Genomic DNA, 24381 nt, shown 5'->3' on the forward strand with positions numbered 1-24381 from the left:
ATTTATATTATTCAAAAACTTCCGAAATCCTTCTATTTTGTAAGATACTTCTATTGAAAACGATTTCTTTGTGAGTTTTTTCAATGTTTTCTACTTTAAACTTATTTACCCCAACCATTATTTTGCCATTTTGAAGTGATTTTAACTTTGCTTGATAAGATTTCTCTATTTCTGTTTGGATGAAACCCTGTGCATAAGCCTCTATAATCCCTCCCATTGTTTCCACTTTTAAAAATAAATCCCAAGCAGAAGTAGCCAGTTGATAGGTGAGATTTTCAATATAGTATGAACCTGCTGCTGGGTCTTTGGTTTTGTCCAGATGAGCCTCTTCTTTCATTAAAATAGAGACATTTTTGGCAATTCTTTCTCCAAAATCTGACTTTTGACCTGTTTCTAAAACTGAGTCATAAGGTAGAGTCGTCAAAGAATCACAACCTCCCATTGTTGCTGACATAGCTTCGGTTGTAGCTCTCAACATATTCGTATAAGGACTAAGTGTTGAATCATAAAAACTGGAAGTTTGACAGTGAATCATACAATTTGAAGCAAAGAGAGCACTATTATATGATTCGCCAATTTTTGACCATAAATACCTTAACGCACGAAGTTTGGCTATTTCAACAAAGTAATTGGTGCCAATAGAAACAGAAAATTCAAGTTTTGAAATAATTTGATCAATGGATAAGCCCAAATTGGTAAGTTTATCTAAATAAGAAACTGCCGAAGCGAGCGTGAAAGCCAATTCTTGTACAGCATTTGCACCTGCGTTGTGAAAGCTATGAGAATCTATGGTAATGGTTCGGAATGCTGGATAATCATGGGTTTGATTGATAATATTTTTTGTACTTTCCCAAGTACTCTCTTCTATTAATTTTGATTCCGATGAAAAATATTCGGTCAATCTATCGGTAGTAAGGCCACCTTTGGGTTGATAATGAATGAATTTTTTAAGATTTGTTAATAAAGTCTCTTGGTAAGTCGTTTTAAAGTAGATAGGTGTTTCACTCAACTTAATGTTGTATAAAAGTTTCACTAAGTCTTGTTCTGAAATATCTGAAGTTCCGAAATCAATAATTATGGCATCTATTCCTTTTTTTAAATAGTTGATAATCAAAGAATTAGTTTCTTTTGGACTAGCGTATGTTATTAACAACCGATTCTGCCAGCTTGTTGAATTTTTGTTTTTCTGAGCTTCTTGAATCGCTTGTATAGGTATATTTTTTAAATCCTCCTCGGCATAGTAAGGAAAAATATCAAAACCTTCTAAAGATTGCCAAACGAGAGTTTCGTTGAAATTTTTTCCTTTCAAATCTTTCATTGCTTGGGCGAACCAAGCTTCTTTTGTGATTGTTGGAAATTCGAGGAATAAATTTTGATTCATATTATGAAATTGTATTTTTCAAAGATGATATTATTAATTAATCAGTAAATGTAAAATTAACATTTGTACTTTTATTAGACAAATTTAATTTGGAAAAATATTGTTTGAGAATTACTTTGAAAATCCATTAAAAATCTCAAAATTCACTTTACGGTTGGGTCAAAATTTTTGTTATCTTTGCAACCCTTTTGAATCTGACTATTATTAATGACTGTTTTAGAAACCCCCAAAACTCCAACTATAAACGTGCAACGTGAGGTAGATATCGTGTGGCAGAACTGCCTTAAAATGATTCGGGAGAGTATCTCTGAACAAAGTTATAAAACTTGGTTCGAGCCTATTGTGCCTGCTAAGTTGGAAGGAAAGAAACTGACTATCCAAGTACCAAGCCAATTCTTTTATGAATGGCTTGAAGAAAATTATGTGCATTTATTACGCAAATCCTTAGATTATGCCATTGGCAGAGATGGCATGTTAGAATATTCGATTGTCATTGATAGCGGAAATCGCCAAAGAAACGAACCACAGATTGCGGTCAATATGCCGCCAGTCAATAATCCGCAATATGCCAAACCTGATAATCCTAATGCTGATGTCGTAAAGAACCCTTTTCAAATGAAAGATTTGGATTCGTTGAGCCTTGATTCCTACCTCAACCCCAATTATACATTTGATAATTATATTGAAGGCGATTGTAATCGTTTGGCAAGAGCTGCTGGCTATGCGGTTGCCTCAAAACCTGGTGTTACTTCTTTCAATCCACTGATGATTTATGGAAGTGTTGGACTTGGAAAAACGCATTTAGTACAAGCTATTGGTAATTTTATGAAAAATAAAGCCAATGGAAAGTTTGTATTATATGTGTCTTCTGAAAAGTTTACAAGTCAATATATTAATGCCATTAGAAATAATAGTTTGCAAGATTTCATGAGTTTTTATATGCAAATTGATATTTTGATTATTGATGATGTACAGTTTTTGGCAGGAAAAGAGAAAACCCAAGAAACATTTTTTCATATTTTTAATCACTTGCATCAATCGGGCAAGCAGATTGTCATGACTTCCGACCGACCACCACGTGAGTTGGAAGGTGTAGAAGATCGTTTACTTTCACGTTTCAAATGGGGCTTGACGGCCGATTTACAAACCCCAGATTTTGAAACCCGTATTGCCATTATTCAGAAAAAAGTGCAAGCAGAAGGCATTTCGATTGATTATGAAGTAATTGAATATTTAGCACATAGTGTTGATACAAATGTGCGTGAGTTGGAAGGCGTAATGATTTCACTTTTAGCACAAGCTTCGCTCACTCGTCGTGAAATTGATTTGGATTTAGCCAAAATTACACTTCGTCATTTGGTCAAAGATTCTGAGCGAGAAGTAACTGTTGATACCATTATTGAGGCAATAACTGAACATTATAAGGTTAGAACGCCAGACTTGAAAGGGAAAAGCCGCTTACGTGAGATAGTATTGCCTCGTCAGGTAGCTATGTATTTAGCCAAAGAATTAACGAATCTTTCGTTAAAATCAATTGGTTATCATTTTGGTGGACGTGACCATAGTACAGTCATTCATGCTATTCAAACGGTCAATGATTTGATGGATACGGACAAAGAAATCAGTAGTGCAGTTACCAAACTTTTGAAAATGTTTAGAAAGTAATTTTAAATTTTGATATAGAAAATACCCATGAAACGTATTATATTTCTTTTGATTTTAACAATTCACTTGCAATCTTACGCTCAAATTGATCAATTAAAAACCCAAATCGAGCAAATTACGAGAGACAAAAAAGCCAAAGTTGGTGTGGCGATATTAGACTTTAATGGAAAAGATTCATTAACCATTCATGGAAATGGACATTTTCCAATGCAAAGTGTTTTTAAATACCATTTGGCATTGGCGGTTTTGAACCAAGTTGATAAAGGGAAGTTTTCTTTAAATCAGAAGATATTTGTGAAAAAATCTGAATTAAAACCTAATTGGTGGAGTCCGCTTCATGATAAATACCCCAACGGTGATGTCAATTTACCTTTGAGCGAATTGCTTAGTTTTACAGTTTCACAAAGTGATAATAATGGGTGTGATATTTTGTTTAAATTGGTGGGGGGGCCTAAAAAAGTAAATGACTATATTCATTCTTTGGGCATCAAAGATGTGGCGATTTTGACAAATGAAGAAACAATGCAAGCTGATTGGAATGTGCAATATACTAATTTTAGTACACCTTTAGCTGCGGCGAAATTGCTTGAAAAATTTCACAAAAACCATATTTTATCTAAAGCAAGTCAAGATTTTCTTTGGAAAACGATGGTAGAAACCACCACAGGCTCGACGAAAATAAAGGCTTTATTACCTAAAAATGCCATTCTTGCTCATAAAACTGGCTGGTCAGGTACAAACAAAGAAGGACTGACGGGAGCTACAAATGACATTGGTATTATAACTTTGCCTAATGGAAAACAATTTGCCATTGCAATTTTTGTTACAAATTCAATGGAAAAAGAGGCAACTAATGATCGTATGATTGCCGAAATTGGAAAAGTAACTTACGATTACTTCCTATTAAAGAAATAATCATGACATCTCAAAAAGTAAGAGAAATGGCTCTTTCGTTGGATGAAGTAGAGGAATTGCCACATTTTGAAAAAGCTTCTTTTCGTATCAATAACAAGATATTTGCTACACTTAACGAAAAATACAAACGTGCCACATTGAAATTGTCAGAAAATGACCAATACGTTTTTTCACTTTATGGTGATAAAACTATTGTATATCCCGTACCAAACAAATGGGGCAAACAAGGTTGGACAAACTTTAACTTGGAAAGTTTGGATGAAGAATTTCTCAGAGATGCTCTCATCGCTGCTTATTGTGAAGTAGCTCCTAAAAAACTTTCAGCCAAATATCTAAATGATGGATTCGAGATATGAGATACGAGATTCAAGATACGAGATATGAGATACGAGATATGAGATAGAATGATTCGGAATATAAGATTTAAGATTCGAGAAAAAACAATTTTCTCGAATCTCTTATCCAGTATCTCACTACTAATTTCTACAACGGAATATTCCCATGTTTTTTTCGAGGCAAAGTTGCCACTTTATTCTCAAGCATTTTAAAGGCTTTCAATAGTTTTTCACGCGTATCTTCTGGATTAATCACCTCGTCAATGTAGCCTCTATGAGCAGCTTTGTAAGGGTTAGCAAATTTCTCAGTGTATTCATCCACTTTATTTTGTAATTCGGCTTTTGGGTCTTCAGCTTCCATAATTTCTTTTCTAAAAATAATTTCTGCCGCTCCTGCTGCCCCCATTACTGCAATTTCGGCACTCGTCCACGCATAGTTCATATCAGCACCAATGTGCTTTGAATTCATCACACAATAGGCTCCACCATAAGCTTTGCGAGTTATAACCGTGATACGTGGCACAGTGGCTTCGCAGATAGCATACAATAGCTTTGCACCATGTGAGATGATGCCGTGCCATTCTTGGTCGGTGCCGGGCAAAAAACCTGGTACATCTTCTAAAACTAATAAAGGAATATTGAAACAATCACAAAAACGGACAAATCTTGCACCTTTCAAACTTGCATTGATGTCTAAGACACCTGCCAAAACCGCTGGTTGATTTCCCAAAATACCAATGCTTCGTCCACCGATGCGGGCAAAGCCTACCACGATATTTTCGGCAAAATATTTATGAACTTCAAAGAAACTATCCTCATCTACTAATTGCTCAATCACCTCTCGCATATCGTAAGGCTGATTGGGATTTTCAGGCATTATTTTAAGTAATTCAGGTCGTTTTTCATTGCCATTCGACTCATAATGAACAAAAGGAGCTTGTTCTTCGCAGTTTGATGGTATATAGCTGAATAGTTTTTTGATATCGTTAATACACTGTACTTCATTTGGTGACACAAATTGCGTGACGCCAGATTTGGTGGCATGGGTCATTGCTCCTCCTAATTCTTCGGAAGTCACATCTTCATGTGTAACGGTTTTAACAACATTGGGCCCTGTAACGAACATATAAGAAGTGTTTTCAACCATGAAAACATAATCGGTGAGGGCAGGGGAGTAAACAGCACCACCAGCACATGGTCCCATAATAGCTGAAAGTTGAGGAATTACACCTGAAGCTAAAGTATTTCTATAAAAAATATCGGCATAACCTGCCAATGAATTAACTCCTTCTTGAATTCTTGCCCCACCTGAATCATTTAATCCAATGACAGCTGCTCCGTTTTTCATAGCCATATCCATGATTTTGCAGATTTTTTCGGCATAAGTTTCAGACAAGGAACCACCAAAAACAGTGAAGTCTTGTGCAAAAACATAAACTAACCTTCCTGCTATTGTTCCATATCCTGTAACCACACCATCACCTAAGTAATATTCTTTATCAAGTCCAAAATCTTTGCTTCGGTGCATTACAAACTTACCAATTTCTTCAAAAGAGCCTTCATCGAGAAGCAATTCGATACGTTCACGGGCAGTAAGTTTGCCTTTTTTATGTTGAGCTTCAATACGTTTTTCACCACCGCCTTGCAAAGCTTCAGCATTTTTAAGATCAAGAATTTGTAGTTTGTCAGAAGTCGATTTTGATAGCATTTTATTATTATCCAGTTATTTGAACAAATCTAAGAAAAACTAAAACAAAATGACGAGTTGTGGCTCGTCATTTTGCTTTTTTCTTGCTAAAAAGAAATAGATTTCTGCAAATGTAGAATGCAGAATGAAGAATACAGAATATAAAATGCTGATTGTCAGTAAATTATATTTATTTTTCTTTTGAACGTAATGGCTGCTATTGGTACATTAAACATTAGTCATTTTGCATTATTCATTAAATTAAAGGCTCATCAAATCCTTGAATTTAATTGCTTGTCGGCGAGAGATTTCAATTTTTTCAATTGCCGAACTTCTTTCGGGCGTTTTTAGGGTTACCAAAAGTCCACCAGAAAACCAAGGTTCAATCTTATCAATCCAAGCTAAATTGATGATATGTTTACGATTCGCTCTAAAATATATTTTTGGATCGAGACGTTCTTCGAGGCTATTTAAGGATTTTAAAATCATTGGTTTTTGGTCATCAAAATGCAAACGCACATAATTTCCCATTGATTCAAATAAACGTACTTTTCCAAGTTTAACAAACCAGCATTTTTCGCCATCTTTCACAAAAACTTGGTCGGTCTCTCCCAATAGCTTGATTCCTTCTTTACGCTCGACCTCATGCAATTGTTCCTCTTCAACACGCTGAATGGCTTCGGCCAAGCGTTGCATATCAACAGGTTTCATCAAATAATCAAGAGCATTGAATTCAAAGGCCTTGAGTGCATATTCATCATAAGCTGTAGTGAAAATCACCTCTGGAACTTTTCCTTCGATGGCTTCAAGTAACTGAAAACCATTTTTTCCTGGCATTTGAATGTCTAAAAAAAGCAAATCAGGTGAAAGTTCATCAATCAAATTTAATGCTTCATCTGCGTTGGCGGCTTCGCCTATGACTTCAATTTTAGGGAAATTTTCTAATAAACGACGCAATTCATTACGTGCCAATCTTTCGTCATCAATGATTAATGCTTTCATTATTTTAATCAGTATATTGGTGAATTAATTAACCTTCAATTCAAAAAATTATACTTTCAACTCAGTGTTGGCAGTAATAATATTTTTGTAATCTGTATTTTTTTCTGGAATTGTAATTTCCGCACAAACAGTCAAATCATCTTCTTGATAAATCTTGAAACTTGCTTCATTACCAAATAAAATATCTAAGCGTTGTGTCGTATTTTTTAACCCAAAACCACCTGACTCAGAATCAGATTCGGTGCTATAAAGTTGCCCTGTATTACGGATTTTAATGTACAACTTATCATTCGCTAAACTTGTGTTGATTTCAATAAATCCCCAGCCAATGGCTTTTTGTACGCCATGTTTAATAGCATTTTCGACCAAAGTCTGTAACATCATTGGCGGCACTTGAATGCCCAATGTATTGGCATCAATGTCCCATTTTGTTTGAAGACGTTCTTCATAACGTACTTTTTCAAGGGCAAGATAATCTTCAATGGTTCGCAATTCTTCTTTCAAAGAAATGGTCGTTCGACGGTCGGCAATGAGTGAACTACGAAGAATATTGGATAATTGAGTAATCCCTTGTTGAGCTTTAGATGGGTCTTCAAGAACTAATGCCCTGATACTATTTAAGGCATTGAACATAAAGTGAGGATTCATTTGGGCCTTCAAAACTTTGGCTTCAGTTTCTTTTATGGAAGATTTTAGTTTTAACCCTTCTATCTCTTTTTGTCTTTTTTCTTCTGAATAATGATAAAAAAGATAAATAAGCACCCAAACCAATAATGGTTTTGCTAAATTAATGAAATATTCAGTAGCTAAAATGGGCTTCTCACTTAGCAGTTGCCCTGTATATTTTGCATCTAAAGGAAGATTAAGAGCAACCAAAAGATCGGTCATCACAAAAACACCAAGCAATACTCTAAGGGCGAGTTGATGAAGCGGAAGTACAATCCAATTATATTTTTTTACTATAAATCTGAAAGAATGAGTCAATAAAATTGCCAATAAGATATTTGCTAAGGCCTGGAGAATCATTTGGCTTTCATACCCAAATTGCAATGAGTAAGCAAATATCTCGTTGCAAAAGTATAATGTCCAGCCGACAACCTGAAAAATCCAATATAATTTATTCTTTTCCATCACTCTTCAAATTTCATACGTGCCATACGAAAGGTATTACGTTTTGTTGTAACATAAAAATATAAAAAACTTTCCCAGATAGGAGTCTTTTATACATCAATGGAAATATGATTCTATAAACGGAAGTATTCTTAGACTGAAAGTTGCAGCAAATGAGCAGTATCATTGGCTTTTTCAAGATGAAAAGTCTTTTCTTCGTAAGAGTATACAAGTTTATACAGGCAAAGATTGGTATGCTCAAAAGCATCCATTTCGGCTAATGGTCTATTCAGTAAATGTGTTAAAATGATTCTGATAGCACGCCCGTGCATGGCCACTAAAATCGTTTTTTCTTCGGGGCGTGATAAAATAATATCTACTACAGGTTTTTGACGAGCCACTACGTCATCTGGACTTTCACCCAAAGGAGCTGCTGGAATATCGGTTTTGCCTTTTCCCCAATTAGCTATTACTTCCAAATAGAACTCATCTTCGAGATAATTCGGAGCTTTTCCTTCTTTCTCACCCCAACTTATTTCATTCAAGCCTTCGTGTTGTTCGTATGGAATAGAAAGGTTGATAAAATCTTGAACTGATTGAACTGTACGACGGAGTTTTGAAGTATAAATCTTATCGAAAGGAATATGTTGGTAAGCCTCAAAAAAGGCACGAGCTTGCGAGATACCTGTCTCATTAAGGTCAGAATCAATACCACTGCCTTGAACGACACCCATGCGATTAAACTCCGTTTCACCGTGTCGGATTAAGTAAATTGTTTTGGTAAGCAAAATATCAGTATTTAAAATTGAAAGTCTCTAAAACAAACCTTAGTTTTAAGGTCTCAAACTCAATGAAGGTGCAAAATTACAAAAACTTCTGATTAAATCATTTAAGTGATTTTTCATAGAATTAATATTTTATCAATAATTCAAAAAAAAACTTAACACAAATAAAATGTTTAATAAAAATTTAAATTTTACGAATATAAGCTCAACTGGAAATAAAAATATGGTTGACCATTTAGGTATCGAGTTTTTAGAGATAGGCGAAGATTTTGTTACTGCTCGAATGCCAGTTGACCATCGTACTCACCAACCTTTCGGAATTTTACATGGTGGAGCATCTGTCGTTTTGGCTGAAAGTTTAGGAAGTGTTGCTTCTTTTCTAACATTAACCGACCCAACTACGCAAAGAGCTGTAGGACTTGAAATAAATGCTAACCATATTCGTGGGGTGAGTAGCGGTTGGGTTTATGCCAAAGCTACACCCCTGCATTTAGGTCGAACTACGCATGTATGGGATATAAAAATTACTTCAGAAGAAGGAAAGTTAGTTTGTGTAGTACGTTTTACTGTGGCTATCATTGCAGTAAAATAGTTATTGGTTGATTAGTTATTACTTTACTATTGCATTATCAGTTTTTCAATAATCAATACCTATTAAATGGCTTGATTTTTGTAAGTTATTTGAAGGTAGTTTTTGTAAAAGTGCCTAAAAATTATGAAAGAAAACGACATTTCTTTGATATTAAACATCAAATTTTAAGATGAAAAAAATACTATTATTGCTATTGAGCCTCATTTCTACTACACTTTTTGCACAAAAAAAGCAAAATAATGAAAAGACTAAAAATGATTCTATTCAAATCAAGCAAGACTCGGTAAAGCTCCAACAATTTGTTTTTGAAGATGAAAAAAGTGATAAAAATCGTAAAAAGAATAAGAAGGTAGTGACAAAAGATACTACATCAAGTTATGCTTCTGAATATAAAAGAGATGATATGAGATTTCAATCAGGTTTTCGTGGAGGGGTAAATTTTGGCAGTTTCAATTTAAAAGATGTCAATAATGTTGTCAGGGTAACATCATCTGGCCTGCCTCAAACACCATTTACGAAAGATAATTTTTTAAATAATACCCAAGTGGTACTTGGATACTTAGGTGGTGTATTTGTCCGCATCACTCGTGGGACATTTTATTTTCAGCCCGAAGCTATTTATACTCAGAAAGGAGGGAAATTTGATATTTTACAATCGGATGGGAAGTTATTTAAACGTGTAAATGCCTCTTATAATACGGTTGATGTTCCTATGCTTTTCGGAATTCGTTTTCGTCAAGGAAGGGTTTTTGCTGGACCTTTGATGAGTTTCCCTTTAAATTTCAATAAAGAATTGGAAGAAACTTTACAAATATATACCGCCAACGATTTCAAGAAGGATTTATTTACTAAACCTGCTTTTGGGATCAATGCTGGAATTGGCTTTGAATTTAATCATATTTTTATCGAAGGACGCTATGAAAGAGGACTTTCTAATACCGTTGATTATGAATTAGGCCCTTCAAGTAACCCTTCAAAATTTCAAATGTTACCGAGTTTGTTTCAAATTACTTTAGGTTTTATTCGTTAATTTATTTTTGAAGAAAATTACACATTATGCAATTTCTATCACTCGAACCTTTTGTTCCTTCAGGCAATAATTTTGAAAAATCTAAAGAACTTTTTCAAGAATTAGGCTTTATAATCAACTGGGATTCAGGTGATTATGTCGGGTTTGAAAAAGATGGATGTAAGTTTATTCTACAAAATTTTGATAATATTGAATTTGCACAAAATTTTATGCTAAGCGTAAAAATAAGTAATGCAGAAGAGTATTGGATGGATATAATAGAAAGAAAATTACCAGAGAAGTTTGGTATTCATATAAGTAAACCTACCCAGCAGCCTTATGGAAAAGAAGTAAATATCATTGATATAGCTGGCGTTTGTTGGCATTTTGTAGAATAGTTAAGTAAGAGTTATCCATTATTAAGATGCGATTCTCCAAAGTAATATCTCAAATTATACAAAAAAAACAAGGTCATCAATTGATAGATGACCTTGTTTTTTTGTATTTATTCTCAAAAATTATTGTTGAGCAGAATCTGAATTAACAATTGGTACATTTTCCTCAGTTGGAGTATCAATTTTATCCATAAACTCTTGATAATTTGTCAACTTCTCAAAAGGACGCTTACCAATTAATTCTACCAAATCAGATTGATAAAGAATTTCTTTTTTGAGTAATTCTTGAGCAATTTTCTCTAATTCCTCTCTTTTATTAATCAATAATTCTCTTGTACGAACATAGGCAGTGTCAATCAATTTTTTTACCTCTTCGTCAATGGTTTTTGCAGTATCTTCTGAATAAGGTTTCGTAAATGACATCTCTCCTTGACCTTTTGAGTCGTAGAATGAAACATTACCAATTTTATCATTCATACCGTAAATACTAATCATTCCATAGGCACTCTTAGTAATACGTTCTAAATCACTCAATGCACCCGTTGAAATTTTTCCAAAAACTACATCTTCAGCCGCACGTCCACCGAGCGTCATACACATTTCATCAAAAAGTTGCTCAGTACGATATAAATATTGTTCTTTTGGCAAGTATTGAGCATAACCCAAAGCAGCAATTCCACGAGGAACGATACTCACTTTTACCAAAGGATTGGCATGTTCTAAGAACCAACCAGCAACAGCATGACCTGCTTCGTGGTAAGCAACAATTTCTTTCTCTTCTGGTGAAATCAATTTGTTTTTCTTTTCTAATCCTCCAATTTCACGGTCAATTGCATCATGAAAATCTTTCATTTCGATTGATGGTTTGCCACGACGAGCAGCCAAAAGAGCAGCTTCATTACAAACATTGGCGATTTCAGCACCTGCAAAACCTGGCGTTTGAGCAGCCAATTTTTTCACATCAATGCTATCAGAAAGTTTCAAAGGCTTCATATGAACCTTGAAAATAGCTTCACGACCTACTAAATCAGGTGTATCAACGCTGATTTGGCGATCAAAACGACCTGGACGCATCAAAGCGGAGTCTAAAACGTCAGGACGGTTAGTTGCGGCTAAAATGATAATTCCAGCATCAGAACCAAAACCATCCATTTCAACCAAGAGAGAGTTAAGTGTATTTTCACGTTCATCATTCGCACCTGGCATTGAGCCACGCCCACGTGAACGACCAACAGCATCAATCTCATCAATAAATATGATACAAGGAGCTTTTTCTTTGGCTTGTTTGAATAAATCACGCACACGAGCAGCACCCACACCTACAAACATTTCTACGAAATCAGAACCTGAAAGTGAGAAAAACGGCACGCTTGCTTCACCCGCCACTGCTTTTGCCAATAATGTTTTACCAGTTCCTGGAGGGCCTACAAGCAAAGCCCCTTTGGGGATCTTACCACCTAATTCGGTGTATTTTTTTGGAGTTTTCAAGAAATCAACAATTTCTTGAAGTTCTTCTTTGGCTTCTTCCAAACCAGCAACGTCATTGAAAGTGATTTTAACCTTGCTATCGGCATCAAATAAGGCAGCTCTTGATTTACCAATATTGAAAATCTGACCTCCTGGGCCGCCACCGCCCGCCATACGACTCATTAAGAAGTACATTAAGCCAAGTACAACGATAAACGGTAGCAATTGCCAAACCATATTCATCATGTCTTGACGTTCGACGCTTTCTGGATAAAGTGTTTGGCGATAATTTTCTTCAATTTGTGGACTTTTCAAAAACTCACGATACTCGTTCATAAAAGATTCAACCGAAACCACATCAATTTTCAAGTGCGGACCACCAGCATTATAACGATTATTGCCCAATTCTGCTTTGTATTCAGGTTTCTGGAGGGCATCACGGGTAAGGGTAACCTCAACACTACGATTACCTTCAACTACTGCCACTTTCTCAACGTCTTTTTGCAAAATCATTTGTTCGAGTTGCTTGTACTTGATTGTTGCAAGTGTGGCTTGTCTCGAAAAAAGCAAAAATCCGATGATACCCATGATAATTGCCGCTACTATCCAACCCTGCAAACCACCACTACTGTTGGATGGTTTTCTTTTCGGAAACTCATTATTGTTGTTCTCAGACATTTTTTTAGTTTTTCAAAATTTAATGTAATTTTATTTGTATAAAATAACCTTTACAACGTTTTTAGTGAACCTTGTAAAGGTTTAGTTTAAAACATTAATTGAACATCATTTGTTTTTCAGGCTCTGGTTCCATGCTTTCTTCAATCTGAGTGAGTTCGGCGTCACCCCATAAAGATTCCAAATCGTAGAATTTTCGACGGTCTTTTCTGAACACATGCACTACAACATCAATGTAGTCTAACAAAATCCATTCTTTGTTTTGTTTACCCTCTTGGTGCCAAGGGTTCATTTTTGTGGCCTTGAATACTTCATCGTCCACAGAAGTAGCTATTGCATCAATTTGCGTATCGGTGTTTCCGGAGCAAATGACAAAAAAATCGGTTATGGAGTTTTTAACTTTTCTCAAATCCATTACTACAATATTTGCCGCTTTTTTTTCCAACATCCCGTGTACTACTAAGCGACATAACTCATCACCAGAAAGTTCTTTAATTTCTTTCATTCAATCTTATCTTCGGTTAATTTTGTGAGCGGTTCGCTTAAATTTTGAATCTATAAATAGATGTATATACGAACATCACTAAAAATATTTTTATAATACGTTTTATAAAACGCTAAATTACTATAAAGTTGCACAATTTTCAACCCAAAACCTTATTTCTCGGTAAAAAAACAATTTATCTGCCAAGTTGTCATTCAACTAACGATATTGCTGCTGAAATAATTCAAAATAAACAAGTTTTTGATGGCACTATTGTCATAACTTCCGATCAAACAGCTGGGCGTGGGCAACGTGGAAACTCTTGGGAAGCACTTCCTGGACAGAATATTACTTTTTCGCTTATCGTAAAACCTGATTTTTTGAATGCTAATGAACAATTCAAACTCAATATTGCTGTATCTCTCGGAATCTATTCTTTCCTCAATCAATATGTAGCAGACAAATTGACCGTAAAATGGCCAAACGATGTATATGTCAGTGACCGAAAAATGGGTGGTGTCTTAATCGAAAATACACTTTCAGGAAGTCGTATTGCATATTCGGTCATTGGCATTGGGTTGAATATTAATCAATTAAGTTTCTCAGAAACGAATACTCGTGCTGTTTCTCTTCGTTTGGCAACACAAAGTTTGGACGAGTTTGATATTGAAAAATTGATTGGTGAATTGTGTGAAAGCCTTGAAAAATATTATTTGCAGCTTAAAAATGGGCATTCATTAAGACAAAAAGAAGCTTATCTCGAAATTTTGTATCGTTACCAAGAATACCATTATTTTAGTAAAAATGACACAAGGTTTTTAGGTAAAATTATTGATATTGCACCGACGGGTCATTTAATGTTGGAAGTAAACGGCGAAGTGGAATATTTTGATTTTAAAGAGATTTCGTTTGAAATTTAAATTTTTAATACCCCATTTCCGTCAAAGCAGCACGTGCCTTATTATCTATGGAAGTTTTATATTCATGGCGTTTATATGAAATTGCTTTCTCAAAATATGTTCTGGCTTTATTTTTTTGACTTTTTGCTTGAAAAATATACCCTAATTGCAGAGAAGAACTTGCTCCAAAATGCCATTCTTGCCCATCCGACAGCTTGATAGATTGTTCAAAAAAGACGATAGCTTTATCAAATTGATTGAGTTTTTGATAAATACGCCCTGCCCGATAGGCAAATTCAGAATGGTCTTTTGTATTGCTAAAGTTTTTCTCCGAAAGGTTTTCTACTTCATCGGCTGCTTGTTCAAAATAACCACCATCAAACGCAAGACGGAGTTTCAAGAGTGTTTTATTGGGTAAAATACTAGTTTTTATGTAGTTTTCATAAAATTTTTGGGCAGCTTTGTCTGATTCGGCTATAGCGTTACCATTTGTTGGAATTTTAGTAAGGTAGAATCTCCCTTTTTTCTCATCTCCCGAAAGCCAGTAACAAACAAACAATTTATAATAGGTATCTTTTAAAAAGCCTTTGCCTTTAAAGTTTTTTAGATAAGCCATGTATGAATTAATAGCTTGCGAATAATGGCCTTTAAATAACAGCGTTTCGGCTTTATACAATTCAAAAATTGGAAAGTAAATGTAGGTTGGATCTGTTGGATGTTTTTTTAATAATTCAATCGCCTGTTCTGTATGGTTTTCTTTGAGAGCAACGGCTGTTGCAAGTAAAAAAAAGTTTAAGTTATCTGGTTGATTATCAATTAATTGTAATAAATCAGAGTTTTGTTTATCATCAAATTTTAGTACATAGGCTTGGATGAAAATCGTGCAAAGTTTTGATTCAAGTCCCCAAATTTTATCTTTTGAAGCGAGCCTTAATTCATTCATTCCTTGCTGAATATTGCCTCGAAGTCCTAAAAACTTGGTTATCCATTTTTGATTTTCAGGCACCGACCCAAACAATACATGCAAACAACCCAAAGATTTTTGGTTTGGCTCAAAATTTGGAAACATTCGCTGATTTTCTTCCAATAATCGATAGGCTTGAATGACATTCCAGCCAGCCTTTACTTCATGTCCAAATCTAATTTTTAATAAAGCCCAATGCAGTTTTATTTCTGCTCGTAAAAAGCGATTATATGGAGATTTTAGGTCCAAATTCTCAATCAATTCAAGCCGTTCATCTTCTTTGCGAAGTATTCTTTCATAAGCCTCTTCATTTTCGGCATTGATTAACTCTACTAAATCTACATAATTTTCTAAGTAGATTTTAAATGGATTCGTAGGATTTTCTTTCAAAAGCAAATCTTTACCAGACTGAATTTTTAATTTGAAAATCTCAGAATATGCTTTTTGAAGATTAGGTGTAAAATCAAAATCTTTTGCTACTGAATTTTGTGCTGTAAAAAATAAACAAAAAGTAACAAAGATTATTAAAGTTCTTTTTACAATTATAGAAGCATGGATGTTTTTAAACACTTTTTTCTCAATTTTTTGCTTTGTTGATTCAGCCATTGATAATTTAATTATTGTTTTACTTACGAAGACCGCTGAGAGAAAGATTGTGAGAAAACAAAAATAGCTAAATTTTCAAACAAATGCTGAAAATTTAGCTATTTTGATAGGAATATGACTGTGAACGATTGTCTAATGACTATCAGTCAAACAATTATTTTCTTGAAATTTCGATGGCATCTACATCAGCCAAGATACGTCCGCAGTGCTCGCAAACGATGATTTTTTTCTTGTCTTTAATGTCAGCTTGACGTTGTGGCGGAACGATATTGAAACAACCACCGCAAGCACCACGCTTGACCATAACGATTGCCAAACCATTTTCTGCATTATTACGAATACGGTTATAAGCATTTACCAAACGCTCTTCAACATTAGCAGCAGCTTTGTCACGTCCAACAGAAAGTTTCTTTTCGTCTTCTTGACTTTCAGCAACCAACACATCCAATTCTTTGCGTTTGGTTTCGAGGTCTTTCTTACGATTAGCCATCGCAGTTTCTACGTCCGAAATTTCTGTGTTTTTATTTTTTATTTTAAATTCAGTTTCTTTGATACGCTTGTCGGCCAACTGAATTTCAAGCTCTTGTAATTCTAATTCTTTAGAAATAGCATCATATTCACGGTTATTGCGAACATTCATCTGCTGATCTTTGTACTTCTGAATAAGCTTTTCGGCATCTTTTTTATTTGCTCGATAGGCATTCACCTCAGAATCTAAGGTATCAATTTCTTTTTTGAATTTACCAATACGAGTTTCAAAACCGATGACTTCATCTTCTAAATCACGAACTTCGTCAGGTAAATCACCACGTAGTTTTCTTAACTCGTCTAATTGAGAATCAATTGATTGAAGTTTAAGCAGTGTTTCTAATTTTTGTGCAACCGTTAATTCCATAATATCTAATATCGTCTTGATTTATTCTTAAAATCTCCGTTTTAATAATAATAATTTATTGGATTTGTGGGTGTTACCGACAAATGGACTGCAAAGTTAAGCATTTTTTTGCAAATATAATCTTTCAATAATTCTTTTGTGAATTGTTCTGATTCATAATGACCAATATCGGCAATAATAATGCGTTTATCGGCATCAAAAAACTCGTGATATTTATAATCGGAGGTAATAAAGATGTCGGCATTCTGTGCAAGTGCATCATTGAGCAGGAAACCCCCAGCTCCGCCACAAACGGCTATTTTTTTGATTGGTTTTCCCAATAAATTTGTATGACGAATAACTGAAACATTCATTTTTTGTTTCAAATATTGCAAAAACTCTTTTTCGTCCATCGCTTCTGCCAGTTCACCGATTGCTCCAGAGCCAACTTCTTGGTTTTGATTTTCTAATAAAACAATGTCATGTGCTACTTCTTCATAGATATGCGTACGATACATTGCCGCCAAAACTAAATTCTTGAGATAGGCAGGAAAAATCACTTCCACGCGATTTTCGTGTACTTCTTCTTGTACATTTGCTGTACCAATGGTTGGATTTGCAAGTTCATTTGGTCGAAAACTTCCAGTGCCTTCTCCACGAAAACTTACATGAGTGTAATTGCCAATCATTCCTGCACCAGCTTCATGAAGAGCATCTACGACCATTTGTGTATTATCAATAGGCACAAAAACTATCAATTTCATCAAGGTCTGACTTTTAGGAGAAAGGATCTTAACTTGCTGTAAATCAAGTAATTGTGCAATTTTAAAGTTTACGCCACCAATAACACTATCAAGATTGGTATGGGTGGCATAAATAGCAATATCATTTTTTATTGCTTTAATAATGGTTCGCTCCACATAGTTTTTGCCTGTCAATTTCTTCAAGCCTTTAAAAACAATGGGGTGATGAGCAACAACTAAATTGCAACCTTGGGCAATGGCTTCATCAATCACCTCTTCAGTAGAATCGAGGGTCACTAAAATACCTGTGATTTCGGTGCTTGCGTTGCCAACAATCAATCCTGCATTATCATAATTTTCTTGGTAAGCCAAAGGTGCGAATTCTTCGAGATAATTGCTAATTTCTTTTATTGTCATGGTATTTCCTTAGTGTATTTTCAAAACAGATTTTTTTCTTAGAAAAAATCTATCAAAATAACATTGTCTTGATAGATTTTTCATAAGTTTGATAGTCGTAAAATTACGGTAAATGTTTAGCTCTGCAATAATCATTCATTTATATTCAACCTTAAATTTTTATAAAATTATTTTTACAATCATGAAAAAACTTATTTATGCTTTACTTCTAATTGCTTGTTGTTCAAATATTTTTGCTCAAAAGAAAGCAGATAAAGAAGAGTGGCAATCGCTTTTCAACGGAAAAGATTTGACAGGCTGGGATTTGAAGATTTCAGGACATGAAATGAACGATAATTATAAGAATACTTTTTTAGTCGAAGATAACATGATGCGAGTGAATTATAAGGAATATCAAAATTTTGACGCAAAATATGGACATATTTATTATAAAACACCATTTTCGCATTATAGAGTACGTTTTGAATACCGTTTTCAAGGAAACCAAGTACCAGGTGGGGCAACTTGGAATGTACGTAATAGTGGAATCATGCTTCATTCGCAGTCGGCGGCGAGTAACGGAAAAGACCAAGACTTTCCAGTTTCGCTTGAAATGCAATTACTCGGGGGACTTGGAAATGGGCCACGTGCCACAGGAAATTTATGTACGCCAGGAACAATTGTGGATATGAATGGCACATTACAAACAGCTCATTGCATAGATTCTAAATCAAAAACTTATGATGGAGACCAATGGGTAAAAGCAGAAGCCATTGTTTTAGGGAGTAAAGTAGTTTATCATTTGATAGAAGGTGATACTGTTTTGACCTATCAGAATCCTAAAATTGGCGGAGGTTTCTTAGGAAAGCCTTATGACTTTGCTGCTGATAAAGTGAAAAATGGCGAAGAATGGGCAAAAAAAGATGGGACTTTACTTGGCGAAGGTTACATAGCATTACAAGCTGAAAGCCATGCCATTGATTTCAAAAATATCGAATTATTAAATTTGAAAGGATGTATGGATAAAAAGGCATTGAACTTTAAATCGTATTATTTAGAGCCTGATAATTCGCTATGTAAATACAACAAAAAATAGTCGATAGACAACAGTCCACGGTCGATAGTTTTATAAAAAACTTTCAACTGTGGACTGAAGACTGTTAGTCTTTACCTTGTCAATCGATAAATCAATAAGGCCGTTCTTTGAGTTAAAGCAGGATATTCTTTTAAATTGATGGTTTCACCTGGAGCATGAGCACCTCTTCCCGAAGCACCTAAGCCATCAAGACATGCTACGTATTGAGCAATATATGAAATATCGCCTGCTCCACGAGAACCTGGGTCGCCAGCTTTTACAGGCCCTAAACCCATATCTTGACTTGTTTTGTCGAGTATAGTTAAAAGATTATTATTTGCTTCGGTAGGTTCCATGGCAGGTATTCCGTCCGAAAATTTTATTTCAGCCGTTGTCGCATTGAGGTTTTTACTAACAATTTCACGCATTTTTGTTCTTGCTGCTTCTTTTTGAGCCTCACTAATAAATCGTAAGTCGCCAGTTACGACAACTTTTTGAGCTACAATATTTGTTTTTCCAACAGAAGTACCTTTCGCTTGAGCAGGGTCATAATTTACTTCAGTTCCTCCGACAATTACACCAGGGTTAAACGTTAAAAACTTTTCTTGGCTCAATGATTCACGAAATTCATCTAAGATTCGGGCTGCTTCATAGATGGCTCCATAACCCATATTTTTATTAAAAACGCCTGAGGAATGACCAGTTTTTCCATGGGTAATCAATTCCCAGCCACTTGCTCCACGACGAGCCGTAGCAGCAATATCAAAACTTACGGCAGTTTCATAAGCTAAAGCTATATCACATTGTTTGGCTCGTTCGATAAAATCTTTTCGACTAATACTCGTTGGTTTTCCTGCACTTTCTTCATCACCCGTAAAATATATGGTAATAGAAGTATCTTCAAGCAAACCTTGGGCATGAAGAGCTTTGAGAGCCGCAATGACCATGACATCTCCGCCTTTCATATCGTTTACACCTTGACCAGTTGCAGTTGAATCATTCAGACGTGTAAAAGGATTGGGCGTCATTGATTTCTCGAAAACTGTATCTAAATGACCAATCAGAAAAAGTTTTTTGCCTTTATTCCCTTTTCGATAGGCCACTAAATGCCCTGCACGATTGAGTGAATCTGGTAAGTTAACCCACTCTGTTGTAAAACCCATTACATCAAATTCTTTTCTAAAAAGTTGTCCAACTTGGCGAACACCTTCATGGTTGAGTGTCCCACTATTAATGTTGACCGCATCAATCAAAAGCTTTTCTGTTTGAGGCATATTGGTTTTTACATGTTCAATTATCTTTTTCTCAACAGTGCTTAGAGATTGAGCTTCTGAATGAATGAAGAATGAAGAATGTAGAATTAAGAATGAAATGAGGGTTAGTTTTATTTTCATCATATTCAGTTTGATTTGAGAAGTAAAGGGAGTTATCAAAAATTTATTAGTGTCAAAGATAGCGTTCTTTCAAGATATTTAAATGATGTATTTCATGCCCTGCGATGAGCCAAGCCAATGCTCGTGCCGAATAGTTAATATTATTTGCTTTGCCAATTCGTTTCCATTCTTTTGTAGAAAGGGTTTTAAAAAGTAAAAGATTGGCTTTTCTGACTGCTTTATAATGTAATAAAAGATTTCTGAGCGATTGTTTTTCAAAATTAGTTGCTTTCACATAGTCTTCTTCTTCAAATCCTGGCAAAGATTGTTTTTCGCCACGAGCGATGCACAGAGCACGATATGCCAAAATTCTTTCGGTATCAATGATGTGTCCGAGTACCTCAATTGGTGTCCATTTTCCTTCAGCATAGCGGAAATGCAGCTTTTCAATAGGTAAATTTTTGAAAAAGTTTTCCACAATTAAAAAATTTTCACGTAAAATTTTGAAGGCATCTTCACCCGTAACTGCCTGAATATAACGGTATTGAGGTGAATTTGTATTGTATTCGTTTTCGCTTGGTCGAGAAATTTTCATATTATTTTTGGTTTAGTACTTGACACACAAATATAATAGTTGTACCTTTGCACCACGTTAAACAAACAGAGAAATATTTTCAACGTTTCAAAACGATAATGGTTTGGTAGTTCAGCTGGTTAGAATACCTGCCTGTCACGCAGGGGGTCGCGGGTTCGAGTCCCGTCCAGACCGCAAGTAAAAGCAAAAACAACATCAAAAACGCTTAATCTACATGATTAAGCGTTTTTTTTATGTATTTTTAATCAATTCATATCAAACGCTTTCAGAAAAAAGGTATCCTATTCGGTATCCTTTTTCTATTTGTATTTTTGGAGACCGATTTACATATAACTAATTGATAATCAATTTGTTATATGTGATTTAAAACAAGGCAAAACTATTCAAATTCAACGAATTTAGATCCTTAACGGTCACTTTAAACTACATCAAATATGAAAGCAAGTCAAAACCTATGTATTTTGTTTTGGTTAAACACACCAAAAATCCACAATGGGAAAGCTCCCATCTATGTTCGCCTAACTATTGATGGTAGCCGAACTCAATTTTCTCTCGGCAAAAAAATAGAGCCTGAAAAGTGGATTTCCAAAGCCGGAATTGTCAAAGGCACTAATGAAGAAGCTCGAACACTCAACAATTATATCAACCTAGTCAAAGGTGAGCTTCAAAAGCACTACAATATATTAGTTACGCAACATCATAGAGTTTTGCCAGAAATGCTCCGTAATGCCTATATAGGCGTGAAAGAAGAGAAAAATACATTACTTCAAATTATTGATTTCCACAATCTAAAATTTAAAGAAAAAGCAGACATAGGTCAATTCTCCTTAAAAACTTTTGAAAAGTATTTGACTACTCGACTAAGAGTCTCGGAGTTTTTATCTTTTCAATACAAATTGTCAGATTTACCTTTGGCTGATTTAAAATACTCATTTATTACAAATTTTGAACATTTTCTTGTGGTTCATAAAAAGATGCAGAATAATTCTGCTATGAAGCATATTAAAAATATTAAAAAAATTTTGCGTTTAGCTGTTTCGATGGAATGGTTATCAACGAATCCTTTTGACAATTTTAAATGCTCCTACAAGCATCCAGATATACAAGTTTTATCGCAAGAGAACCTGCAAACACTTTATGAAAAACAAATTTTTATAAAACGTTTGGATGAAGTTCGAGATGTATTTTTATTTTGCTGCTATACTGGATTTGCATATAGTGATGTTGCAAGTTTTACAAACGATATTGTTCAAATTGGATTGGACGGAGAAAAGTGGTTATCAATCAATCGTCAGAAAACCAAGGTAATGGAAAGTGTTATGCTTTTACCAATACCATTAGAAATTATTGAAAAATATAAAGAGCACCCATACTGCAAAATACATAACAAATTATTACCCGTAAATAGTAATCAGAAATACAACGCTTACCTGAAAGAGCTAGCGGATATTTGTGGAATTAAAATGAATCTAACAACTCATATCGCAAGACACACATTTGCAACCACTGTAACATTGGCCAATGATGTCCCTATGGAAACTGTCAGTGCTTTACTCGGTCATAAAAGCCTCAAAACTACTCAAATCTATGCAAAAGTGGTGAAAAAGAAAGTTAGTAACGATATGAAAGCTTTACGTGAAAAGCTGAATAAATCTGAAGAATTGAAACTAATTAATGTTAGTTAATTTTATTCATATCAGTCAATTGTATTTTAACACTTAAAATCAATCTAACCCAAACACCACTAAATCATACAATAATAGAATAAACAGCCTATAAATTTCAGACAACTTTTTTTGCAATTATTGATCAATATTGTATTTTTATCTTCAATGAGCTTTTACTACTTGTTTTACTAGTAAATCCATATAAATACGAAGTTTTCACACATGAAACCAATTCTCGATAGAAGCTACCTATTGTAGAGGTTTATTAAAAATTTTACAGTATGAATAACCTTTATCTCTCGTTTGAAGAAAAATTAAATATTATTGACGAAAACAACCAAATTGATAAGGCTCTCAAAGCAATTAGTATTTGTGAAGAATATCTTTGTATATTAAAAAAGCATATCGAAGAAAACCCCTTCAAAACGAAAGAAGAAGAAATTTACTTCTTCAAATTTATCAAACCTAAATTCCTCGCTAAACTTATCTTTTATACAAAGTGGCATAATATTCAAATACGAAAAATTACTTTCAATAATAAAACATCCGTAAAATATTATGAAAAGGAATTTAAGAAGCTAAAACGTTTCTTAAAGGAGAACATAGAGTTTCAAACTTATCTTAATGCTAATCAAACCCATTTTGATGAACAATTCTTTATCCGAAATAACAATAATTTTATTTCTTATGTTGAACCCTTATATATAACATTGGATAAGTCATTCAATACTACTCACGATTATTTAACAGCTCAAATCTCGGCCTATGATATGCTTATGAAGAAACTACAAGAAGAAATCTGCAAGCTATCAAAGAAAATCAATAATCAGTCGATAAGTCAGTACAAATGGTCAGACAAAAAGGTAGATTTGGTTGAATTAATCTACGCTATTTATACTGCAAATAGTATCAATAGAGGGAAAATTGAAATATCAGAATTAGCAGAAATCTTCTCAGAAATGTTCAATGAAGACTTAGGAAATATCTATCGCATATACGCTGAAATTAAAAATCGTAAAAACCCTACCCGTTACATTGACCACCTCAAAGAAAAACTACTCGAAAAAATTGATGATGAGTTAGGAAACTAAATTTTCCTACATTACGTCTAAATACGGTGTTTTGTGTTAACCAATCGCTGTTTAAATTTAAAAAATTAAAATCTTAATGATTCACGAATAGTTTTGTGTAAAAAAAATGTTTTTTTGTGTATTGATAAATACTGAACTATTCTATTTTCTACTGCCGAATTTTGTTTAAGTATTAACAGCTTAAATTAAATATTTATTCACCCCAACAACAAATTAAATATGGCAGTAGAAATCCTGACGAAAGACGACCTCCAACAATTTAAAAGTGACTTATTTGCTGAACTAAAAAAGGCAATCAAAGAAAACCCAACAACAAACTCTACGTATCTTCAATCTTTTGAAGTACGCAAAATGCTCAACATATCTCCAGGTACGCTCCAACACCTAAGAGTTTCAGGGCAATTACCTTATACAAAACTCGGAGGAAAAATCTTTTACGATTCTGAAGATATCCGAAAAATGATTGAGAAAGGTAAGGTTAAATAAAACTAAATTTTTAAAAATTCATTACAAGTAACCCAACAAGTAATTCTCTATATAAAGATAATAGCCTCCTAAAAATTCCCCTATTTATAAATTTAGGTAGGGGATACCTC

The 24381-nt window shown here is 34.4% G+C and carries 23 protein-coding genes and 1 tRNA gene; 12 read left to right on the forward strand and 12 right to left on the reverse strand.

Going from position 1 to position 24381, the window contains the following annotated elements; translation table 11 throughout:
* Nucleotides 1–7 precede the first annotated feature (7 nt).
* The gene (locus ACQUQZ_RS07285) at nt 8–1381 is read right to left on the reverse strand and encodes a methylmalonyl-CoA mutase subunit beta (RefSeq protein ID WP_435354211.1); all 1374 of its coding nucleotides are present in this window, start codon (nt 1379–1381) and stop codon (nt 8–10) included.
* A 207-nt stretch (nt 1382–1588) separates the two neighbouring features.
* Between ACQUQZ_RS07285 and dnaA the strand changes: the two genes are divergently transcribed.
* The 3 genes from dnaA to ACQUQZ_RS07300 are packed head-to-tail and all read left to right on the forward strand — an operon-like array spanning nt 1589 to nt 4317.
* On the forward strand, nt 1589–3046 hold the full coding sequence (gene dnaA / locus ACQUQZ_RS07290) for a chromosomal replication initiator protein DnaA (protein WP_435354212.1): 1458 nt from the start codon (nt 1589–1591) through the stop codon (nt 3044–3046).
* A 27-nt stretch (nt 3047–3073) separates the two neighbouring features.
* Entirely contained in the window at nt 3074–3961 is an 888-nt protein-coding gene (gene bla / locus ACQUQZ_RS07295) for a class A beta-lactamase, subclass A2 (RefSeq protein ID WP_435354213.1), read from the forward strand.
* A 2-nt stretch (nt 3962–3963) separates the two neighbouring features.
* Nucleotides 3964–4317 carry an MmcQ/YjbR family DNA-binding protein gene (locus ACQUQZ_RS07300; RefSeq protein ID WP_435354214.1) on the forward strand — a complete coding sequence of 118 codons (354 nt, stop codon included), beginning with the start codon at nt 3964–3966 and terminating at the stop codon, nt 4315–4317.
* A gap of 127 nt (nt 4318–4444) precedes the next feature.
* On the opposite strand, the gene ACQUQZ_RS07305 is transcribed toward ACQUQZ_RS07300, so the two are convergent.
* The 4 genes from ACQUQZ_RS07305 to ACQUQZ_RS07320 all read right to left on the reverse strand — a co-directional run bounded on the left by ACQUQZ_RS07305 (nt 4445) and on the right by ACQUQZ_RS07320 (nt 8883).
* Nucleotides 4445–6004, reverse strand: coding sequence for an acyl-CoA carboxylase subunit beta (locus ACQUQZ_RS07305; protein ID WP_435354215.1), 1560 nt, complete (start codon nt 6002–6004; stop codon nt 4445–4447).
* Nucleotides 6005–6244: 240 nt separating this feature from the next.
* Nucleotides 6245–6985 (reverse strand): LytR/AlgR family response regulator transcription factor, encoded by a 741-nt coding sequence (locus tag ACQUQZ_RS07310; RefSeq protein ID WP_435354216.1) that lies wholly within the window; start codon nt 6983–6985, stop codon nt 6245–6247.
* A 48-nt stretch (nt 6986–7033) separates the two neighbouring features.
* Nucleotides 7034–8011: a sensor histidine kinase gene (locus ACQUQZ_RS07315; protein ID WP_435354217.1), complete on the reverse strand. Its 978-nt coding sequence runs from the start codon at nt 8009–8011 to the stop codon at nt 7034–7036.
* Nucleotides 8012–8247: 236 nt separating this feature from the next.
* A complete protein-coding gene (locus tag ACQUQZ_RS07320; protein WP_435354218.1) occupies nt 8248–8883 on the reverse strand; it encodes a histidine phosphatase family protein in 636 nt (211 codons plus the stop codon).
* Nucleotides 8884–9049: 166 nt separating this feature from the next.
* Between ACQUQZ_RS07320 and ACQUQZ_RS07325 the strand changes: the two genes are divergently transcribed.
* The 3 genes from ACQUQZ_RS07325 to ACQUQZ_RS07335 all read left to right on the forward strand — a co-directional run bounded on the left by ACQUQZ_RS07325 (nt 9050) and on the right by ACQUQZ_RS07335 (nt 10879).
* A complete protein-coding gene (locus tag ACQUQZ_RS07325; RefSeq protein ID WP_435354219.1) occupies nt 9050–9472 on the forward strand; it encodes a hotdog fold thioesterase in 423 nt (140 codons plus the stop codon).
* A 169-nt stretch (nt 9473–9641) separates the two neighbouring features.
* Nucleotides 9642–10502: a porin family protein gene (locus tag ACQUQZ_RS07330; protein ID WP_435354220.1), complete on the forward strand. Its 861-nt coding sequence runs from the start codon at nt 9642–9644 to the stop codon at nt 10500–10502.
* Between the two features lie 26 nt (nt 10503–10528).
* Nucleotides 10529–10879 carry a hypothetical protein gene (locus tag ACQUQZ_RS07335; RefSeq protein ID WP_435354221.1) on the forward strand — a complete coding sequence of 117 codons (351 nt, stop codon included), beginning with the start codon at nt 10529–10531 and terminating at the stop codon, nt 10877–10879.
* A gap of 120 nt (nt 10880–10999) precedes the next feature.
* Here the strand turns inward: ACQUQZ_RS07335 and ftsH are convergent, their stop codons facing one another.
* Together ftsH and rsfS are read right to left on the reverse strand one after the other, a co-directional pair.
* Nucleotides 11000–13021, reverse strand: a complete 2022-nt coding sequence (gene ftsH, locus ACQUQZ_RS07340; RefSeq protein ID WP_435354222.1) for an ATP-dependent zinc metalloprotease FtsH — start codon at nt 13019–13021, stop codon at nt 11000–11002.
* A gap of 94 nt (nt 13022–13115) precedes the next feature.
* Entirely contained in the window at nt 13116–13523 is a 408-nt protein-coding gene (gene rsfS / locus ACQUQZ_RS07345) for a ribosome silencing factor (RefSeq protein WP_435354223.1), read from the reverse strand.
* 128 nt (nt 13524–13651) lie between these two features.
* On the opposite strand from rsfS, the gene ACQUQZ_RS07350 reads away from it, so the two are divergent.
* On the forward strand, nt 13652–14422 hold the full coding sequence (locus ACQUQZ_RS07350) for a biotin--[acetyl-CoA-carboxylase] ligase (RefSeq protein ID WP_435354224.1): 771 nt from the start codon (nt 13652–13654) through the stop codon (nt 14420–14422).
* 4 nt (nt 14423–14426) lie between these two features.
* On the opposite strand, the gene ACQUQZ_RS07355 is transcribed toward ACQUQZ_RS07350, so the two are convergent.
* The 3 genes from ACQUQZ_RS07355 to ACQUQZ_RS07365 all read right to left on the reverse strand — a co-directional run bounded on the left by ACQUQZ_RS07355 (nt 14427) and on the right by ACQUQZ_RS07365 (nt 18005).
* Nucleotides 14427–15971 carry a tetratricopeptide repeat protein gene (locus ACQUQZ_RS07355; protein WP_435354225.1) on the reverse strand — a complete coding sequence of 515 codons (1545 nt, stop codon included), beginning with the start codon at nt 15969–15971 and terminating at the stop codon, nt 14427–14429.
* 154 nt (nt 15972–16125) lie between these two features.
* Nucleotides 16126–16866, reverse strand: a complete 741-nt coding sequence (locus ACQUQZ_RS07360; protein WP_435354226.1) for a zinc ribbon domain-containing protein — start codon at nt 16864–16866, stop codon at nt 16126–16128.
* Between the two features lie 41 nt (nt 16867–16907).
* Nucleotides 16908–18005 (reverse strand): Nif3-like dinuclear metal center hexameric protein, encoded by a 1098-nt coding sequence (locus ACQUQZ_RS07365; RefSeq protein WP_435354227.1) that lies wholly within the window; start codon nt 18003–18005, stop codon nt 16908–16910.
* A gap of 181 nt (nt 18006–18186) precedes the next feature.
* Here ACQUQZ_RS07365 and ACQUQZ_RS07370 point away from each other — a divergent pair, with 181 nt between their 5' ends.
* Nucleotides 18187–19080, forward strand: coding sequence for a 3-keto-disaccharide hydrolase (locus ACQUQZ_RS07370; RefSeq protein ID WP_435354228.1), 894 nt, complete (start codon nt 18187–18189; stop codon nt 19078–19080).
* A 71-nt stretch (nt 19081–19151) separates the two neighbouring features.
* Here ACQUQZ_RS07370 and ACQUQZ_RS07375 read toward each other — a convergent pair whose 3' ends face one another.
* Nucleotides 19152–20453 carry a M20/M25/M40 family metallo-hydrolase gene (locus ACQUQZ_RS07375; RefSeq protein ID WP_435354229.1) on the reverse strand — a complete coding sequence of 434 codons (1302 nt, stop codon included), beginning with the start codon at nt 20451–20453 and terminating at the stop codon, nt 19152–19154.
* A gap of 52 nt (nt 20454–20505) precedes the next feature.
* Entirely contained in the window at nt 20506–21027 is a 522-nt protein-coding gene (locus ACQUQZ_RS07380; RefSeq protein ID WP_435354230.1) for a DinB family protein, read from the reverse strand.
* 100 nt (nt 21028–21127) lie between these two features.
* On the opposite strand from ACQUQZ_RS07380, the gene ACQUQZ_RS07385 reads away from it, so the two are divergent.
* The 4 genes from ACQUQZ_RS07385 (at nt 21128) to ACQUQZ_RS07400 (ending at nt 24271) form a co-directional block, all read left to right on the forward strand.
* Nucleotides 21128–21201 (forward strand) — tRNA-Asp (locus ACQUQZ_RS07385).
* 260 nt (nt 21202–21461) lie between these two features.
* Nucleotides 21462–22712, forward strand: coding sequence for a site-specific integrase (locus ACQUQZ_RS07390; protein ID WP_435354231.1), 1251 nt, complete (start codon nt 21462–21464; stop codon nt 22710–22712).
* A 263-nt stretch (nt 22713–22975) separates the two neighbouring features.
* Complete coding sequence (locus ACQUQZ_RS07395) at nt 22976–23785, forward strand: RteC domain-containing protein (protein ID WP_435354232.1); 810 nt, start codon at nt 22976–22978, stop codon at nt 23783–23785.
* A 219-nt stretch (nt 23786–24004) separates the two neighbouring features.
* Nucleotides 24005–24271 carry a helix-turn-helix domain-containing protein gene (locus tag ACQUQZ_RS07400; RefSeq protein WP_435354233.1) on the forward strand — a complete coding sequence of 89 codons (267 nt, stop codon included), beginning with the start codon at nt 24005–24007 and terminating at the stop codon, nt 24269–24271.
* Nucleotides 24272–24381: the final 110 nt, after the last annotated feature.

Origin of the sequence: Emticicia sp. SJ17W-69 (assembly GCF_051209875.1) — a bacterium.
Taxonomy (GTDB): Bacteria; Bacteroidota; Bacteroidia; order Cytophagales; family Spirosomataceae; genus Emticicia.

Coding starts and splice junctions, on each gene's coding strand:
- dnaA (WP_435354212.1), top strand. CDS start 1,589: ATGACTGTTTTAGAAACCCCCAAAACTCCAACTATAAACGTGCAACGT.
- ftsH (WP_435354222.1), bottom strand. CDS start 13,021: ATGTCTGAGAACAACAATAATGAGTTTCCGAAAAGAAAACCATCCAAC.
- ACQUQZ_RS07330 (WP_435354220.1), top strand. CDS start 9,642: ATGAAAAAAATACTATTATTGCTATTGAGCCTCATTTCTACTACACTT.
- ACQUQZ_RS07325 (WP_435354219.1), top strand. CDS start 9,050: ATGTTTAATAAAAATTTAAATTTTACGAATATAAGCTCAACTGGAAAT.
- ACQUQZ_RS07380 (WP_435354230.1), bottom strand. CDS start 21,027: ATGAAAATTTCTCGACCAAGCGAAAACGAATACAATACAAATTCACCT.
- ACQUQZ_RS07365 (WP_435354227.1), bottom strand. CDS start 18,005: ATGACAATAAAAGAAATTAGCAATTATCTCGAAGAATTCGCACCTTTG.
- ACQUQZ_RS07300 (WP_435354214.1), top strand. CDS start 3,964: ATGACATCTCAAAAAGTAAGAGAAATGGCTCTTTCGTTGGATGAAGTA.
- ACQUQZ_RS07400 (WP_435354233.1), top strand. CDS start 24,005: ATGGCAGTAGAAATCCTGACGAAAGACGACCTCCAACAATTTAAAAGT.
- ACQUQZ_RS07310 (WP_435354216.1), bottom strand. CDS start 6,985: ATGAAAGCATTAATCATTGATGACGAAAGATTGGCACGTAATGAATTG.
- ACQUQZ_RS07335 (WP_435354221.1), top strand. CDS start 10,529: ATGCAATTTCTATCACTCGAACCTTTTGTTCCTTCAGGCAATAATTTT.
- ACQUQZ_RS07355 (WP_435354225.1), bottom strand. CDS start 15,971: ATGGCTGAATCAACAAAGCAAAAAATTGAGAAAAAAGTGTTTAAAAAC.
- ACQUQZ_RS07395 (WP_435354232.1), top strand. CDS start 22,976: ATGAATAACCTTTATCTCTCGTTTGAAGAAAAATTAAATATTATTGAC.
- ACQUQZ_RS07360 (WP_435354226.1), bottom strand. CDS start 16,866: ATGGAATTAACGGTTGCACAAAAATTAGAAACACTGCTTAAACTTCAA.
- bla (WP_435354213.1), top strand. CDS start 3,074: ATGAAACGTATTATATTTCTTTTGATTTTAACAATTCACTTGCAATCT.
- ACQUQZ_RS07285 (WP_435354211.1), bottom strand. CDS start 1,381: ATGAATCAAAATTTATTCCTCGAATTTCCAACAATCACAAAAGAAGCT.
- ACQUQZ_RS07305 (WP_435354215.1), bottom strand. CDS start 6,004: ATGCTATCAAAATCGACTTCTGACAAACTACAAATTCTTGATCTTAAA.
- ACQUQZ_RS07390 (WP_435354231.1), top strand. CDS start 21,462: ATGAAAGCAAGTCAAAACCTATGTATTTTGTTTTGGTTAAACACACCA.
- ACQUQZ_RS07375 (WP_435354229.1), bottom strand. CDS start 20,453: ATGAAAATAAAACTAACCCTCATTTCATTCTTAATTCTACATTCTTCA.
- ACQUQZ_RS07370 (WP_435354228.1), top strand. CDS start 18,187: ATGAAAAAACTTATTTATGCTTTACTTCTAATTGCTTGTTGTTCAAAT.
- ACQUQZ_RS07315 (WP_435354217.1), bottom strand. CDS start 8,011: ATGATTCTCCAGGCCTTAGCAAATATCTTATTGGCAATTTTATTGACT.
- rsfS (WP_435354223.1), bottom strand. CDS start 13,523: ATGAAAGAAATTAAAGAACTTTCTGGTGATGAGTTATGTCGCTTAGTA.